This window comes from Roseivivax isoporae LMG 25204 (assembly GCF_000521865.1).
GTDB classification, from domain to species: domain Bacteria; phylum Pseudomonadota; class Alphaproteobacteria; order Rhodobacterales; family Rhodobacteraceae; genus Roseivivax; species Roseivivax isoporae.
Genome location: NZ_JAME01000014.1, coordinates 91,126 through 105,375, shown reverse-complemented (window position 1 = coordinate 105,375; position 14,250 = coordinate 91,126). Strand labels below are relative to the sequence as shown.

The window sequence follows — 14,250 nt, the reverse complement described above, 5'->3', positions numbered from 1 at the left end:
GCGACGTCGGTGCCGGTGCCGATCGCGATGCCCACGTCCGCCGCCGCCAGTGCCGGCGCGTCGTTGATCCCGTCGCCGACGAAGGCGATGCGGCCAGACCCGCGCAGCCGGGCGAGCGCCGCGACCTTGCCGTCGGGCATCACCTCGGCCACCACGTCCTCGATCCCGAGCCGGCGCGCCACGGCCCGCGCCGTCGCCGTGCCGTCGCCGGTGATCATCGCGACGCGCAGACCCTCGGCGCGCAGCGCCTCGACCGCCGCCCGCGCCGAGCTCTTGACCGGGTCGGCGACGGCGACGACCGCCGCGACCGCGCCGTCCCGTGCCACGTAGAGCACCGTCTGCCCCTCGGCCGCGCGCTGCCCGGCCTCGTCCGCGAAGGCCGCGACCGACAGGCCCTCGCGCGCCATCAGTCGGCCCGCACCGATCAGGATATCGTGCCCGTCCACGCACGCCTGCACGCCCATGCCCGGCAGCGCCTCGACCGCCTCGGCCTGCGCGGGCACGAGGCCCTCGGCCTCGGCGCCCGCGACGATGGCGCGCGCGACCGGATGTTCGGACCGCGCCTCGACCCCTGCGACGGCGGCGAGCAGCGCCGCGCGGTCATGGCCCGGTGCCGCGGCGAACCGGGCGAGCGTGGGGCGGCCCTCGGTCAGCGTGCCGGTCTTGTCGAAGGCGACAACGTCCACGTCGCGCAGCTTCTGGAGCGCGTCGCCCCGGCGGAACAGGACGCCGAGATCGGCCGCCCGTCCGGTGCCGACCATGATCGAGGTCGGCGTCGCGAGGCCCATGGCACAGGGGCAGGCCACGATCAGGACCGCGACGCCCGCGACAAGGGCGTGGGTCAGCGCCGGTGCCGGCCCGAACAGCATCCAGGCTGCCACGGTCAGCACGGCGGCGGCCAGCACTGCGGGCACGAACCATAGCGTGATGCGGTTGACGAGGTCCTGGATCGGCAGCCGCGCGCCCTGCGCGTCCTCGACCATGCGGATGATCTGGCTCAGCACCGTGTCGGCGCCGACCGCCGTCGCGCGGATGGTCAGCGCTCCGGTGCCGTTCACCGTGCCGCCGGTAACCGCGCCGCCGGTGCGCTTGGCGACCGGCACGGGTTCGCCGGTGATCATGGATTCGTCCACGTAGGACAGGCCGGACGTCACGACGCCGTCCACCGGAAGGCGTTCGCCCGGCCGGACCTCGACGGTGTCGCCGGTGCCGATCGTGTCGATGGCGACCACGCGCGCGGCTCCGTCGCGAACCACCCGTGCCGTGCGCGGCCTGAGGCCCGCGAGCCTGCGGATCGCCGCGCCGGTGCGTCCGCGCGCCCGCGCCTCGAGCAGCCGGCCGAGCAGGATCAGCACGACGATCACCGCCGCCGCCTCGAAGTAGACGTGGCGTGCGGCCTCGGGCAGAAGCCCGGGCAGGAAGGTCGCGATCACCGAGTAGCCGTAGGCGGCCGCCGTCCCGAGCGCCACGAGCGCGTTCATGTCGGGCGCGCCCTTCAGCAGGGCCGGCACGCCGCGGACATAGAACATCCGGCCCGGCCCCGCGAGCACCGCGGTCGTCAGGACCCACTGGAGGAGCCACAGCGCCTGCTGCCCCATGGTGGCGACCAGCCAGTGGTGGAAGGCCGGCACCGCGTGGCCTCCCATCTCGACCACGAAGACCGGCAGGGCCAGCGCGGCCGCGACGATCACCGAGCGGCGCAGCGCGGCGACCTCCCGGCCCTGCTCGGCGGCGTCGTCGCGGGGCGGCGCGTCGGGGGCGTGCAGCTTTGCGGGATAGCCCGCCCCGCGCGCGGCGGCGGCCAGCGCCTGCGGCGTGACCGTGCCGTCGATCACCATGACCTCGGCGCGGCCGGTGGCGAGGTTCACCTCGGCCGACAGGACGCCCGGCACGGCCTTCAGCGCCCGTTCCACCCGGCCGACGCAGGACGCGCAGGACATGGAGGCCAGATCGAGCGTGACGCGTGCGCGCCGCGCGGGATAGCCCGCGTCGTCGAGCGCGCGGCTCAACGCGGCGGGATCGGCGCCGTCGTGGCGCACCCGCGCGCGCCCCGTGGCGAGGTTGACCTCGGCCGCGGTGACGCCCGGAACGCCCGCGAGCGCGCGTTCGGCCCGCCCGACGCACCCGGCGCAGGACAGGCCCTCGACGGAAAACTGGTGATCGGCTGGCGCGGGCATCGGGATCCCTCCGGGGCTGCTGGTCCGACCCTTCAGATAGGTCTTCCAGTTGCTGGAAGGTCAAGCGCCAAGCGCACCGATTTCGCCGCCGCCCGGAAACCTGCCGGGCGGCGGCGCGGGGGTCTCTAGCGGTCGCGGTCGCGCCGGCCGAGGTTCTCTTCCTCGGCCTTGCGGCCCGCGGCATCGGCGACGCGGCGCACCGCGTCCTCTGTCCGCTCTACCGCGGCGTCCGCCGCCGAGCCCTCGCCGCTCGTCCTGCGGTCGGCCTCGTCCTTGAGGTGGCGCACGGTCGCGCCGCTCTCCTCGCGCGCCTCGCGGGTGGCGGCCGAGGCCTCGTCGAGGGCGGCCCCGGCGACGTTCATCGCCTTGTCGCTTTCCTCGCGGAAGATGCGTTCGGCATCGGCGATGAGCTTGTCGCTCTCGCCCCCGAGGTAGCGGTCCTCGGTCTCCGTGTGGCGCAGGGTGCCCGCGATGAGCGCGCCGGCGGCGATCGCCATGGCGCCGGCCGCGAGCGGATGGTCCTCGAAGAAATCCATGCCGTGCTGCGCGCCGCGCCCGGCCTGCCGGCGGGTCTGGTCGCGGGCGCGCATGGCCCGTTCGCGCGCTGCGATGACACGCTCGCGGGCCGAGGCGTTCATGCGCTCGGTCCCGTGCGAGAGCCGAGCGCGCATGGCCTCGACCCGGTGGCGGCGGTGGTCGCTGCCGGTGCCCGTGGTCGCGGCGCCGACGCCGCCCACCTCGGGATCGCCCGCCGGCATCGGGTCGGGATCGTGCATCCAGGCAGGCTCCGACGCGCCATGGACCGGCTCGCGCGGGTCGATGCGCGTCTCGTCGTCCCGGCCCTCGTGCCGCGACCAGCGGCGATGGCCGAAATCGCCGGCCTCGCGCGCCGCGCGGTCGATCCGGTCGGCCGATGGACCGCTGCCGAACATCAGCCAGCCGAGCCCGATGCCGGTCAGCGCCAGTGCCAGCGGGTTGCCGCGCGCGGCGTCCATGGCCGAGCGGCCCCAGGCGTCGCCGTGCCGCCCGAGATCGGTGGTGATGCTGCGGAACACGCTTTCGGCCGAGAACGAGTTCTGCAGGGCGCCGAGCGTGTCGCGCAGCCCCTCGCGGTTCTGCTCCAGCTCGCGCTCGATCTCGTCGGGGGTGCGGGTGTCACTCATGTCCGACTTCCTTTCTCATCGTCTCGGCGTCTCGCATCACGTTGCGGCGCGTGCGCGTCGGCGCGAGCGAGGCCAGTTTCAGGGTGCTCTGTCCGCTCTTCACGAGGATGCCCGCGATCACGAGCAGCACGAAGCCCACGAGAAGCGCCGCCCACCCGGGGCCGAGTCCCCATTTCGCGATCGCGTTCACGAGCGCCGCCGCGAGCACGTTCAGCGAGACAAGCAGCAGGACGAGCCCGCCCAGGATCATCCCGAGCGCGGCGCCGGCCTTCTTCATGTTGCGGTCGATCTCGGCGCGGAAGAGGTCGATCTCTCCGCGCATGAGCGCCATCACGTAGGACAAAGCTTCGCTCAGCAGGTTTCCGGTATCGCGCACCTGGCGGCGCGTGCCGGCATGTCCGCCGGCCGGCTCGGTCGCATGGCTGTCGGTGGTCGTCATCACAGATCTCCCGGTCGCTTGGGTTCGGCGGGGACGGTCGCCGGTTCGGTCGTGGCGCCCGCGTGGCTCGGGGCGTCGACGGTCGCGTCCACGGTGCCGCCATGGCGCGACGACGCCTTGGCAAAGCGCGTGGCGGCAAAGCCGAGCAGCGCCGCACCGCCGAGAAAGCCGATCGGGTTGCGCCGTGCCATTCCGCTGATGTCGTCGGCGAGCTGTCCGAGGTCGCGGTCGCGCACGGTGTCGGCCGCGCTGTCGAGACCGCCCGCCATCTGGTCGAAGCCGCGTTCCTGGATGGACCCGGGCGTGAGCTCGCCCGCGGCGGCACGCAGCGCGCGCGCAAGCCCCGCCAGTTCCGAGGCGATGCCGCCCTTGGCGCTTTCCATCTGGCGGAACGCTTGGTCCTGTGCCCGCCGGCCGACGTCTTCTGCGGCCGACCGGGCGTCGTGCCCGAGCCGCTCGGCGGATCGCCGGACGTCCTCTCCGGCCTCGCGCCCCGCGTTGCGGGTGGTGTCGTGTGTGTCTGACATGTCGCGTTCCTCGCGTGTTGTGATGTGGCTGCTCCCCCCCGGTGAGATCCGCCATCCCCGTCCCCGCCGGGCAGGGCGTCGCCCGCCCGGCGGCCCCGGTCGTCGTCAGGTCTGCTCGCGCTGCGCCCCCGAATGCGGCTTGGCCTTGCCGAGGTCGGGCTTCTGGCCAAGCGGTTCGGGCTTGTCGCGGGCGCTGAACTCGGACCGCCCGTCGAGCGAGGGGCCGGAGGTCCAGCGGCCCTCGGGCGTCGGCTCGTCGAGCGACGTGTTCAGGAAATAGTAGGAATGCTCGGTCGCCTCGTGGGCCTCGGGCGTCGAGTTCGGGATCGGGAACGTGCCGGTCCAGCCGCCCAGCTCCTCGACCACGGCGGCCCACTGCTGCTGGTGCATGGTGTCGCGCGCGATCAGGAAGGACAGCATGTCCTTCATGCCGCTGTCGTCGGTCATGTTGTAGAGCCGGCTCGCAAGCACCCGGCCGCCGGATTCCGCGGTGACGTTGGCCATCATGTCGGCGGCGAGGTTGCCGGTCGCGTAGACGTGGCTCATGTCGAAGGGGACGCCATTGGCGTTGACCGGCATGGCGGAAAGGCCCGAGGACAGGATGTGGCGCGGGTTGGCGCCGCCCATGATGGCGTTGACCACGGGATCCTTGGCGGCCTCGTCCTGGACCGTCACCGGCGCGCCCTCGAGGTTCAGGGCGACGGCGTGGCCCAGGAACTCGATATGCGACAGCTCTTCCGTCGCGGTCATCATCAGGAGGTCGCGGTACTTCGGGTCGCCCCGGGCGCCCATGGCCTGGAAGAAGTATTGCATGGCGACGCGGATCTCGCCCTCGACGCCGCCGATGGCCTGCTGCAGGTATTTCGCGAATTGCGGGTCGGGCGTGTCGACCCGGACCTTGTACTGCAGTTTCGAGGAATGATGGAACATGGGGTCTCTCCTTGCGGGAGCGGAAGGTTTCTGGTCTCGCGCGGCGGGCCGTCGGCCTGCCCCGTGTCGGCCGCCCCGGCCGGGCGGCTGGTGATGCCGGACGCTGCGGGCCCGGTCGCCCCGATCCCGCGGACCCTCGGCAACAGCGGCTGCCGCGGAATGTTCCGCGCGGCAGGCCACGGGGGTCCGCCCGTCGGCGGCGGATCGCGGAAGCGTCGGGAGGGAAGGCCGGGCAGGGACGCCCGCCCCTGCCCGTCCAGCGCGCGCCGGACCTGTCAGGCCGCCGCGCGGTTGCGCTGCGTCATCATGACGACGCCCAGCTCGGCCAGCCCCACGATCACGTGCGGCCACCACACAAGCTGCGCAAAGCCAAACAGCCACGGGGAGACCAGCAGGAGCAGGCCGCCCGCGGCGTCGAGGCCGAGGTGCACCGACAGCGGGATCACCTTGGCCACCGAATAGCGGTAGGCCGTCACGAGGCTGTAGAGCAGGATGCCGGCCCCGAGGAGGATCGGCACCCACATCGCCGCCCCGCCATTGGCGAAGCCGAGCAGGAACGGCGCTAGGATCAGAAGAACGCCGACGACGTAGTCGATCACGGCATGGGTATTCACAGAGATCATGGCAGTCCTTTCAGTCCCGCCGGTGAGCCCGTCAAACAGGCGTTCCCCGCAAATGTTCCGGTCCGGCACGGACCGGAAAAGTCATGCCATCTCGTCGGGTTGCACGGTCGCGCCCAGAGGCTGGTAGAACATCTCGTCACCCTTCAGGAAGCGGTCGCGATAGGCCTTGGGCAGAAGCTCGGGCAGGGCGCATTCGGGATGGGCGCGGGTGACGAAGCGGCTGCGGAAGGCCGCGAGCGCCCGCGCCTTGGCCGCCGCCGCCCGGCCCACCGGAAGCCGGTAGAGCGTTCCGCGGGCGCCGTGATCGTCGGGCCACGTGGCCCAGACCGGGTAATGCCAGAGGTCGAGGTCAAACATCCCGGCCGCGATCCCGGCGATCTCTGCGACGGCGCGGTGGTCTTCGTTGTCACTGGTCTGGGCGGTGGCGAAGATGCGCCGGGCGCCGATCGCGCGGGCGACGGCGCCCACGTGGGTCGCGATCATGCGGAAGGTGTCGCGCTGGCCCGCCCAGCCGGGTGCGAGCCTGAGCGACGTGATGTCGTGCGGCCGACCGCCCAGATGCGCGATGGCAAGCTCGAGCTCGCCCCGCCGTGCCGCCGGGTGGCCGCCATGGCGCCCCGCATGCGCGGCCTCGGCCATGCAGACCACCTGCGCGCCATGCCGCGCGAAGGCATGCCAGAGGAGCGCCCCGCAGCCGAAGACCTCGTCGTCGGGATGCGGCGTCAGGACGAGGACGGGGCCGTCGCTCAAGAGCCTCGCGATCGTCTGCGAGGGATCGGTTTCGGTATCCGGATCGGGCATCACGAGGGCTCCTTCTCGACGGGACGGGTCATCTCCGGCCCCGCCGACGCGCGGCGCTCGGGCATGCGCATCGTCGGGACGCAGGTGCTGAGGCACGACAGGAAGTTCGACGCCCAGACCGACACGTCGGTCTCGCGCACCGCCTCGAGGCAGGCGGCGTGGCGCGCGCGCCGTTCCTCGAGGGGCATGTCGAACGCGGTCGCGATGGCCGTGGCCATCTCGCCGATGTCGTAGGGGTTCACAAGCAGGGCCTCGGTCATGTCCTCCGCAGCGCCCGCGAAGCGCGACAGGATCAGCACGCCCGGATCTTCGGGATCCTGTGCGGCCACGTATTCCTTGGCCACGAGGTTCATCCCGTCCGCCAGCGAGGTGACGAGACACGCGCCCGCCCGCCGGTAGAGCCCCGCCAGCACCGCCCGGTCGACGGCGTGGTGGATGTAGCGGATGGGCGTCCAGTCGAGTTCGGAATGCGCGCCGTTCAGCCGGCCCGCGATCTCCTCGAGTTCGGTCCGGATCGCGCGGTAGGCGGCGACCCGCTCGCGCGTGGGCGGCGCGATCTGCAGGAGGCTTGCGCGCGGCGCGTCCGGCGCCCGGTCGTCGAGGAAGGCTCCGAAGGCGCGGAACCGGTTCGGCAGGCCCTTCGAATAGTCGAGCCGGTCGACCCCGATCACCAGCTTCTCGCCCATGTCGGCCCCGAGCGCGGCCTGCTCCTCCGGCGCCCGGGCAAGCTCGGCGAAGGCGTCGGTCTCGATCCCGATGGGAAAGGAGCGCACCGCCACCACCCGGTCGCGGAACTTGACGGTGCCGTCACGCATGAACTCCGCCCGCGGGTCGGAGCGGAACATCTCGAGGCAGCGCGCCGTATCGCCCCGCGTCTGCAGGCCGACCAGGTCGAAGGCCGACAGCCAGGCCGCGAAGTCGTCTGGCGTCGGCAGCGTCGACAACGCCCCGAGCGGCGGGAACGGGATGTGCAGGAAGAAGCCGATGCGCGCCACCACCCCGAGCCTGCGCAGCTCCTGCGCCAGCGGCAGGAAATGGTAGTCGTGCACCCAGACCTGGTCGTCGTCGCCGATGCGGTCAGCCAGCAGGCGGGCGACACGGCGGTTCACCGCGAGATAGGTTTCCTCGTAGCGGCGCTCGATCTCCACGAGGTCGGTGCGCCCGTGGCACAGGGGCCAGAGCACGGAATTCGCGAAGCCGAGGTAGTAGTTGTCGTATTCCTCCTCGGTCAGGTGAAAGGCGCAGCGGGTGTAGCTGTCGCGCGCGATCTCGGTCAGGCCGTCGTCACCGGGGCCCGCGGGATCGGGATGGGCCCCGACCCACAGGCCGCCGCTTCCGCGCAGCGCGTCGTGGACCGCCACGACCAGCCCGCCCGACGGCGCAGCGCCCGTGGGGATCCGGTTCGAGACGACGACGAGTTTTCCAGGCATGGGACTTGGCTTTCCGAAACAAGAGATTTTCCCGTGGAACGAGCGGACGTTGGCGATCGGACCACTTGGCGATGCAACGACTTGCCGGAATTGCGCGTTCCTCGACATGAAACTGGATTGACTTACCGCAATCGCGGAACTGGCGAAGACTTGCGGTCCGCCGTGGCATCGGCATGTCTTTGCCGGCTCGATCGACACGGAGGGATACCAGACCATGGCCGACAACATGACCAAGACATCCCATCTGCTGTCCCTGGTGATCGGACGCCGCGCCGCGCTCGACGAACGGGAGGCCGCGGTCCTCGCCCACCTGCCGGTGCGCAGCGAACGCTTCGCCCACGGCGAGACGATCATCCCGAAAGGGCCGTCACCCGATCACAGCTGCATCGTGGTCTCGGGCATGGCACTGCGCGTTCAGCCCGCCTTCACCGACAAGGGCATCGTGTCCTCGGTGCAGATCCCCGGCGATTTCGTCGACCTGCACGCGCTGGTGCTCGAACGGCTGGACCATTCGGTGGTGGCGCAGGGCGAGTGCCGCGTGCAGTTCGTGCCCAAGGACGCGCTGCACCGGGTCATGCGCGACCATCCGCGGCTGACGCGGCTGCTGTGGATGATGACCCTGATCGACGCCAAGGTGCACCGGGTGTGGCTGGCCGCGGGCGCGACCCTGCGCGCCAAGCAGCGCATCGCGCATTTCCTGTGCGAGCTCTACGTGCGCTACGACATCATCGGCTTCGTCGAGGACAACGGCTTCGACATGCCGCTCGAGCAGAAGGATTTCGAACGGCTCTTCGGGCTGTCGCGCACGCACGTGAACCGCGCGGTCCAGGAACTGCGCGCGCAATCGCTGATCGTCTGGCAGCGCAAGCGGGTGGAGATCCCGGATTTCCCGGCGCTGAGTGCGCTGGCCCATTTCGACCCGGGCTATCTCGAGACCTCGCGTCCGAGCGCCGCGGGCCTCAGCCCGGCGACCGGGTAGCGAGCGCCGAGAGCCAGTCGGCCAGCGCCGGCACGTCCCCGAGCCGGAACGCCGCCTCGGTCTCGGCGACCCCGATCTTGATGCCGAAGCCGCCGAGCGCGTGCGCGGCGCGGAACCCGTCCTCGTCCGTGACGTCGTCGCCGATCATCACCGGCCGCCGCCCCGCGAAGGGCGCGTGGCTCAGGAAGGTGCGGAGCGCCGCCCCTTTTCCGACGCCGTCGAGCACGACCTCGCTCACCATGTTGCCGTGCATGGGCTTCAGCCCGGCATGTGCCTCGGCCGTCTCGCGGACCTCGTCGCGCACCATGTCCTCGAGATGCGGCATCCCGCGATAATGCAGCGTGATCGCGCCGGGCTTCACCTCCAGCCGCAGGTTCTGCGACCGGGCCAGGCTTTCGAGGTGGCCGAGTGCCGCGCGCAGCGGCTCCGCCAGCGGCGGGACCTCGCCCGTCTCCTCGCCCGGCATGCGGATCTCGTGGCCGTGCGAGCCCGACAGCGCCACGTCGAGCCCGTCGAGAAGCGGCTCGAGATCGGCCAGCGCGCGGCCCGAGACGATGGCAACGGCGCCGTCCATGCGCCGGGCGAGCGCGCCCAGCGTCGCGCGGGTCTGCGGCGGCATCCGCGCGTCCTCGGGACGGGCCACGATGGGGGCGAGGGTGCCGTCGAAATCAAGGAAGAGCGCGTGTCGCGCCGGATCGATCGTCGGTGGATGGTCGGTCATGCTGTCCCTGCGGGCTGAACCCCGGCGGACATGCGCCGCCGTTCCCGCGTGGAACGCCCCGGAGCGGCGGGGCGATCCCGCAATTCACCAAAGTAAATCGCGGGACAGCCGGCGTCAGCCCATCCGTTCGGAGGCGTAGGCGCCGCGCGAGGCGGGAAACACCACCGTCTTGTCGCCGTTGAGGAACACGCGGTGTCCCGCATGAGCGTGCACCGCCCGCGCCAGAACCGACGCCTCGACCTCGCGGCCGAGCGACACGAAGTCGTCGGCGGACTGCCCGTGGGTGACGCGGATGATGTCCTGCTCGATGATCGGCCCCTCGTCGAGATCGGCGGTGACGTAGTGCGACGTCGCGCCGATCAGCTTCACCCCCCTTGCATAGGCCTGCTTGTAGGGGTTCGCGCCCTTGAACGAGGGCAGGAAGGAATGGTGGATGTTGATGATCCGCCCCGACATCCGGCGGCACATCTCGTCCGACAGGACCTGCATGTAGCGCGCCAGCACCACCAGTTCCGCGCCCGTCTCCTCCACCACGGCCATCTGCCGCGCCTCGGCATCGGCCTTGTTCTCCTTCGTCACCCGGATGTGGTGGAACGGGATGTCGGCGTTCACCACGAGCTTCTGGTAGTCGAGGTGGTTCGAGATCACGCCCACGACCTCGATCGGCAGCGCGCCGATGCGCGCGCGGTAGAGAAGGTCGTTCAGACAGTGGCCGAAGCGCGACACCATGATGAGCGTCTTCATGCGGCGCCCCTCGGGCATCGTCTGCACCTCCATGCCGAAACGCTCGGCGACGGGGGCGAACTCGTCCTGCAGGCCGTCGGCGGTCACGCCCTCGGGAGCCTCGACCACAACGCGGATGAAGAAGCGCCCGGTCGCCTGGTCGTCGTATTGCGCCGCGTCGGTGATGTTGCACCCCTTCTCGGCAAGGAAGCCCGAGATGGCGGCGACGAGGCCGACCGCGGTCTTGCACTGCACGGTCAGGACGAGTTTCGACATGGCATTCTCTTTCGTTGCGTTCGGGCGCCGCGTCCGCGCGGCCTGGTCCTGCGCGATATGGCAGGCCGTCCCGGCGCGCGAGGCGTGGCAAGCGACGGTTTGACGCTCGCGTCCGACCTTCGGCGCCGCGAATGAAAGGGACCCGCGGATCGCCCGCGGGTCCCTTCGATGCCGGTGGGGGTCAGGACGCCTCAGGCGCCGCTGCCATCCTCGCCGCGGCCGTATCCGTCGGCGGAACTGCCCGATTGCAGGATGGTCTGGATCCGCGCCAGAGCCTGCGACAGGACCGCGGCCTCGGTCGAGGCGCCGCGCTCGCGCGGGAAGACGAGCTTGCCGTCGCCGAGCGCCGTTGCACAGTCGGCCAGTTCCTCGATCGGCTGCACGAAATGGCGGTTGAGGGCCCACATCAGCGCGACGATCACGACCATCATCAGCGCGACGGTCGAGATGCCGACCACGTCCCACGAGATCAGGGGTCGGCCCGCGGGATCCGAGGGCACGCGCACCAGCAGGCTCCACCCGAAATCGGGGACGTGCGGTCCGGCGACGCGACCGAGCGAGGCCGACACGAAGCCCCGCTCCTCGTTGCCGTCGACCACGGTGCCGCGGACCGGCTGGAGCCCGGCCTGCAGCAGCTCCTCCCGCGTGAGGTCCGCGCCGAAGCGGTCTGCGGTGCCGGCCACGACCGTGCCGTCGCGGCCGAGGAGAAAGGCGTCGAGGTCGAGCGAGTCGGCGGCGATGCTGAGGTAGTCGTCGACCCACGACATCCGCAGGCGGTAGACCGCGACCCCGGTCACCTCGCCCTCGGCATTGCGCACGGGCATCGACAGGTTCACGAATTCCTGGCCGGCATCCGCGCCGTCGAACGTGTCGGCAAAGACGCTGCCCGAGCTTTCGCCGCGCAGGCCCTCGCGGTGCCAGCGGCGTCCCGAGACGTCGGTACCCTCGTTTGCGCCGCCCGTTCCGGCGATCACGCGCCCGGACGGATCGGCAAGCCCGACCCAGGCGATCGCGGGGCTGGCCTTGCCCACCGCGTCGATGAAGGCGCGGGTCACTTCGGGGGTGGCGTCCCCGAGCGTGCCGGCAATGGCCCGCAAGCTCTGCCATTCGCGTTCGACAGCTTCCGAAAAGGCGAGGCTCAGCGCCTCGGCGCCGCGCAGCGCGGCGGCTTCCTGGACCTGCACATGGTGGCGGTCCGCGTTTCTCTGAAGCCAGACGAAGCCGGCGACCAGTGCCGCGCCGAGGATCAGCGCGTTGCACCATACGAGGACCGTGGCGAGCTTCGGTCCCTGCGCGCGGTTACGTTCCATTACCCAACACTCCCGTTCTGAGACACGCCGCAATACACGCGGCGTAGGCGGTTTACTGCCACCCGATGCCTTGGTTAAAAACCGATCGTGGCTCAAATGAGGCGATGCGAGCCGCGCCGTAGGCTCCGCTCCGCGCATCGCCGCGGTGACCTTAGGGCCGGCCTTGTGACGGCCGGCGGCGTATGATGAAGGTCCGCCCCGCAATCCAGGGATGCAGAGCGACGAGGTGAGCGATGGACAGGGTCCACGCGATGCGGGTCTTTCTCGAGGTGGCGCGCGAACGCAGTTTCGCGGGCGCTGCGCGCAAGCTCGACATGAGCGCGGCATCGGTCACGCGCACCGTCGCCGCGCTGGAAAGCCGCATCGGCGCGGACCTTTTCGTGCGCACCACGCGCACGGTGCGGCTCACCGAGGCTGGTGCCCGGTTCGAGCCGGAATGCGACCGCATCCTCGCCGACATCGACGAGGCCGAGGCGGCCGCGGCCGGCGTGCGGGCGCGGCCGGTCGGGACGCTCACAATCACCGCGCCGGTGCTCTTCGGGCAGATCTACGTGGCGCCGCTGGTGACCGCGTTCTGCGACCAGTACCCGGATGTCGACGTGCAGCTGCTGCTGGTCGACCGGGTGACCAATTTGGCGGACGAGGGGATCGACGTGGCGCTGCGGATCGGTCGAATGCCCGATTCGAGCCTGCGCGCGGCCTCCATCGGCACGGTGCGGCAGGTGGTGGTGGGGGCGCCCACCTATTTCCGCGAACACGGCGTGCCGGGGGTTCCCGACGACCTGCGCCGGCATCGCATCGTCGCCGTGACGAGCGCCTATTCCGCCGTCGAATGGCGTTTCGGCCGCAAGGAGAAGGTCAGCGTCCGCGTCCAGCCCCGCATCCGCTGCAGCACGAACGGCGCGGCCATCGGCATTGCCGCCGAAGGCTGGGCGCTTACGCGCGTGCTGTCCTACCAGGTGGCGCCGATGCTGCGGGACGGACGGCTGCAGCTGACCCTCGAGGACCACGAGGAGGCGCCGCTGCCGGTCCAGGTGGTGCATGCCGGCAACCGCACAACCCCGGCAAAGGTCCGCGCCTTCGTCGATTTCATCACGGACCGCCTGCGCGCCGACCCGGCCTTCGCCCACGCGCGGACCTGAGGCCCGGAACCGCCGGAAGGTCAGGCGGGAACGGCGCCCTGCGGCGACAGGTAGTACTGCCGGAAATAGTCGTGGAAGGTGGCGAGCGGGCCGGTCGGGACCATGCCCTTGCGCCAGGCGAGGCCCACGTTCATCGTCGGGATTTCGCGGTCGGTCGCGACCGTCCCGATCCGCTTGCCCTCGAGCGACCAGGGCCGGTAGACCATGTCGGACAGGATCGTCACGCCCTCGCCGTTCGCCACCATGGACCGCACCGCCTCGGTCGACGAGGTGCGCAGCCGCACCTTCGGGCTCAGCCCCGTGAGGCTCCAGTAGCGCATGGCGGTGTGCGCGGCCTCGTCCACGGTCAGCATGATGTAGTTTTCCTGCGCGATCTCCTCGAACGTGGCCTTGCCGCGCCGGTTGAAGGGATGGTCGTTCGCTACCCACAGCCGTCGCGTCGAGCGGAACAGCGTCGTGCAGTCGAGGTCTGGATTGGCGACGTTCGAGGTCAGCAGGACCGCCATGTCGAATCGGTTGGACAGCAGGCCCTCCTCGATGCTTTCCCGGTTGAGCTCGCTCAGCCGGATCTCGAGCCCGGGATAGAGCTGCGCCAGCCGGTCGAGGTGGAAGGGCAGGAAATAGCCCATGACCGTGTAGGTGGCCGCGATCGAGATCGTGCCGGCCACGGATTCGGGCCGGGGCGTCAGCCTGCGGGCCTGCGCCAGCTTGTCGAGGATGTCGCGCGCCGAGTTCAGGAACTCGCGGCCGGCATCGGTCAGCTCCATCCCGCTGGTCGAGCGCAGGAACAGCTCCGCGCCGAGGTCCTCCTCGAGCCCGCGGATCGCGCTCGTCACCGAGGATTGCGAGATCGACAGCGCCGTCGCGGCGCGGCTGACCTGCCCGCTCTCGGCGGTGGCAACGAAGTACTTCAGGTGCTTGAGGTTCATCGCGCTGCCTTCTGCCTTTCGCGCTTGGTTGCGGCCCGCGTTCGGAAAACCCGAATGCCGGCCGTCCGTGACCGACGAAC

General features: G+C 71.0%; 14 protein-coding genes. 2 read left to right on the top strand and 12 right to left on the bottom strand.

Annotated features, from left to right (window positions below):
* The 8 genes from RISW2_RS10940 to RISW2_RS10905 all read right to left on the bottom strand — a co-directional run.
* Positions 1–2,177 (bottom strand): heavy metal translocating P-type ATPase (locus RISW2_RS10940; RefSeq protein WP_043770519.1); only part of this gene is annotated, 2,177 nt, incomplete at its 3' end.
* 125 nt (positions 2,178–2,302) lie between these two features.
* The gene (locus RISW2_RS23495; protein WP_051491943.1) at positions 2,303–3,340 is read right to left on the bottom strand and encodes a DUF3618 domain-containing protein; all 1,038 of its coding nucleotides are present in this window, start codon (positions 3,338–3,340) and stop codon (positions 2,303–2,305) included.
* On the bottom strand, positions 3,333–3,779 hold the full coding sequence (locus RISW2_RS10930; RefSeq protein WP_084615341.1) for a phage holin family protein: 447 nt from the start codon (positions 3,777–3,779) through the stop codon (positions 3,333–3,335). The genes RISW2_RS23495 and RISW2_RS10930 overlap by 8 nt, the downstream gene beginning before the upstream one ends.
* Positions 3,779–4,306 (bottom strand): hypothetical protein, encoded by a 528-nt coding sequence (locus RISW2_RS10925; RefSeq protein ID WP_051491942.1) that lies wholly within the window; start codon positions 4,304–4,306, stop codon positions 3,779–3,781. Before RISW2_RS10925 ends, RISW2_RS10930 begins: the two co-directional genes overlap by 1 nt.
* A 105-nt stretch (positions 4,307–4,411) precedes the next feature.
* Positions 4,412–5,236, bottom strand: a complete 825-nt coding sequence (locus RISW2_RS10920; RefSeq protein WP_043770516.1) for a manganese catalase family protein — start codon at positions 5,234–5,236, stop codon at positions 4,412–4,414.
* A gap of 275 nt (positions 5,237–5,511) precedes the next feature.
* Complete coding sequence (locus RISW2_RS10915) at positions 5,512–5,859, bottom strand: SPW repeat domain-containing protein (protein WP_043770513.1); 348 nt, start codon at positions 5,857–5,859, stop codon at positions 5,512–5,514.
* Positions 5,860–5,940: 81 nt separating this feature from the next.
* Positions 5,941–6,660 carry a PIG-L deacetylase family protein gene (locus RISW2_RS10910; protein WP_043770508.1) on the bottom strand — a complete coding sequence of 240 codons (720 nt, stop codon included), beginning with the start codon at positions 6,658–6,660 and terminating at the stop codon, positions 5,941–5,943.
* A complete protein-coding gene (locus tag RISW2_RS10905) occupies positions 6,660–8,090 on the bottom strand; it encodes an alpha,alpha-trehalose-phosphate synthase (UDP-forming) (protein ID WP_084615340.1) in 1,431 nt (476 codons plus the stop codon). Before RISW2_RS10905 ends, RISW2_RS10910 begins: the two co-directional genes overlap by 1 nt.
* A gap of 214 nt (positions 8,091–8,304) precedes the next feature.
* Between RISW2_RS10905 and RISW2_RS10900 the strand changes: the two genes are divergently transcribed.
* Positions 8,305–9,069 (top strand): Crp/Fnr family transcriptional regulator, encoded by a 765-nt coding sequence (locus RISW2_RS10900; protein WP_051491941.1) that lies wholly within the window; start codon positions 8,305–8,307, stop codon positions 9,067–9,069.
* Here the strand turns inward: RISW2_RS10900 and otsB are convergent.
* From otsB to RISW2_RS10885, 3 genes are all read right to left on the bottom strand, one after another.
* On the bottom strand, positions 9,050–9,790 hold the full coding sequence (otsB, locus tag RISW2_RS10895; RefSeq protein ID WP_043770503.1) for a trehalose-phosphatase: 741 nt from the start codon (positions 9,788–9,790) through the stop codon (positions 9,050–9,052). The two genes, RISW2_RS10900 and otsB, sit on opposite strands and share 20 nt — an antisense overlap.
* 114 nt (positions 9,791–9,904) lie before the next feature.
* Positions 9,905–10,789: a formyltetrahydrofolate deformylase gene (gene purU / locus RISW2_RS10890; protein WP_043770500.1), complete on the bottom strand. Its 885-nt coding sequence runs from the start codon at positions 10,787–10,789 to the stop codon at positions 9,905–9,907.
* A 191-nt stretch (positions 10,790–10,980) separates the two neighbouring features.
* Positions 10,981–12,099: a cache domain-containing protein gene (locus tag RISW2_RS10885; protein ID WP_043770495.1), complete on the bottom strand. Its 1,119-nt coding sequence runs from the start codon at positions 12,097–12,099 to the stop codon at positions 10,981–10,983.
* Between the two features lie 233 nt (positions 12,100–12,332).
* On the opposite strand from RISW2_RS10885, the gene RISW2_RS10880 reads away from it, so the two are divergent.
* Positions 12,333–13,241: a LysR family transcriptional regulator gene (locus RISW2_RS10880; RefSeq protein ID WP_043770491.1), complete on the top strand. Its 909-nt coding sequence runs from the start codon at positions 12,333–12,335 to the stop codon at positions 13,239–13,241.
* 20 nt (positions 13,242–13,261) lie between these two features.
* Here RISW2_RS10880 and RISW2_RS10875 read toward each other — a convergent pair whose 3' ends face one another.
* Positions 13,262–14,170: a LysR family transcriptional regulator gene (locus RISW2_RS10875; protein WP_043770487.1), complete on the bottom strand. Its 909-nt coding sequence runs from the start codon at positions 14,168–14,170 to the stop codon at positions 13,262–13,264.
* Between the last annotated feature and the right edge of the window lie 80 nt (positions 14,171–14,250).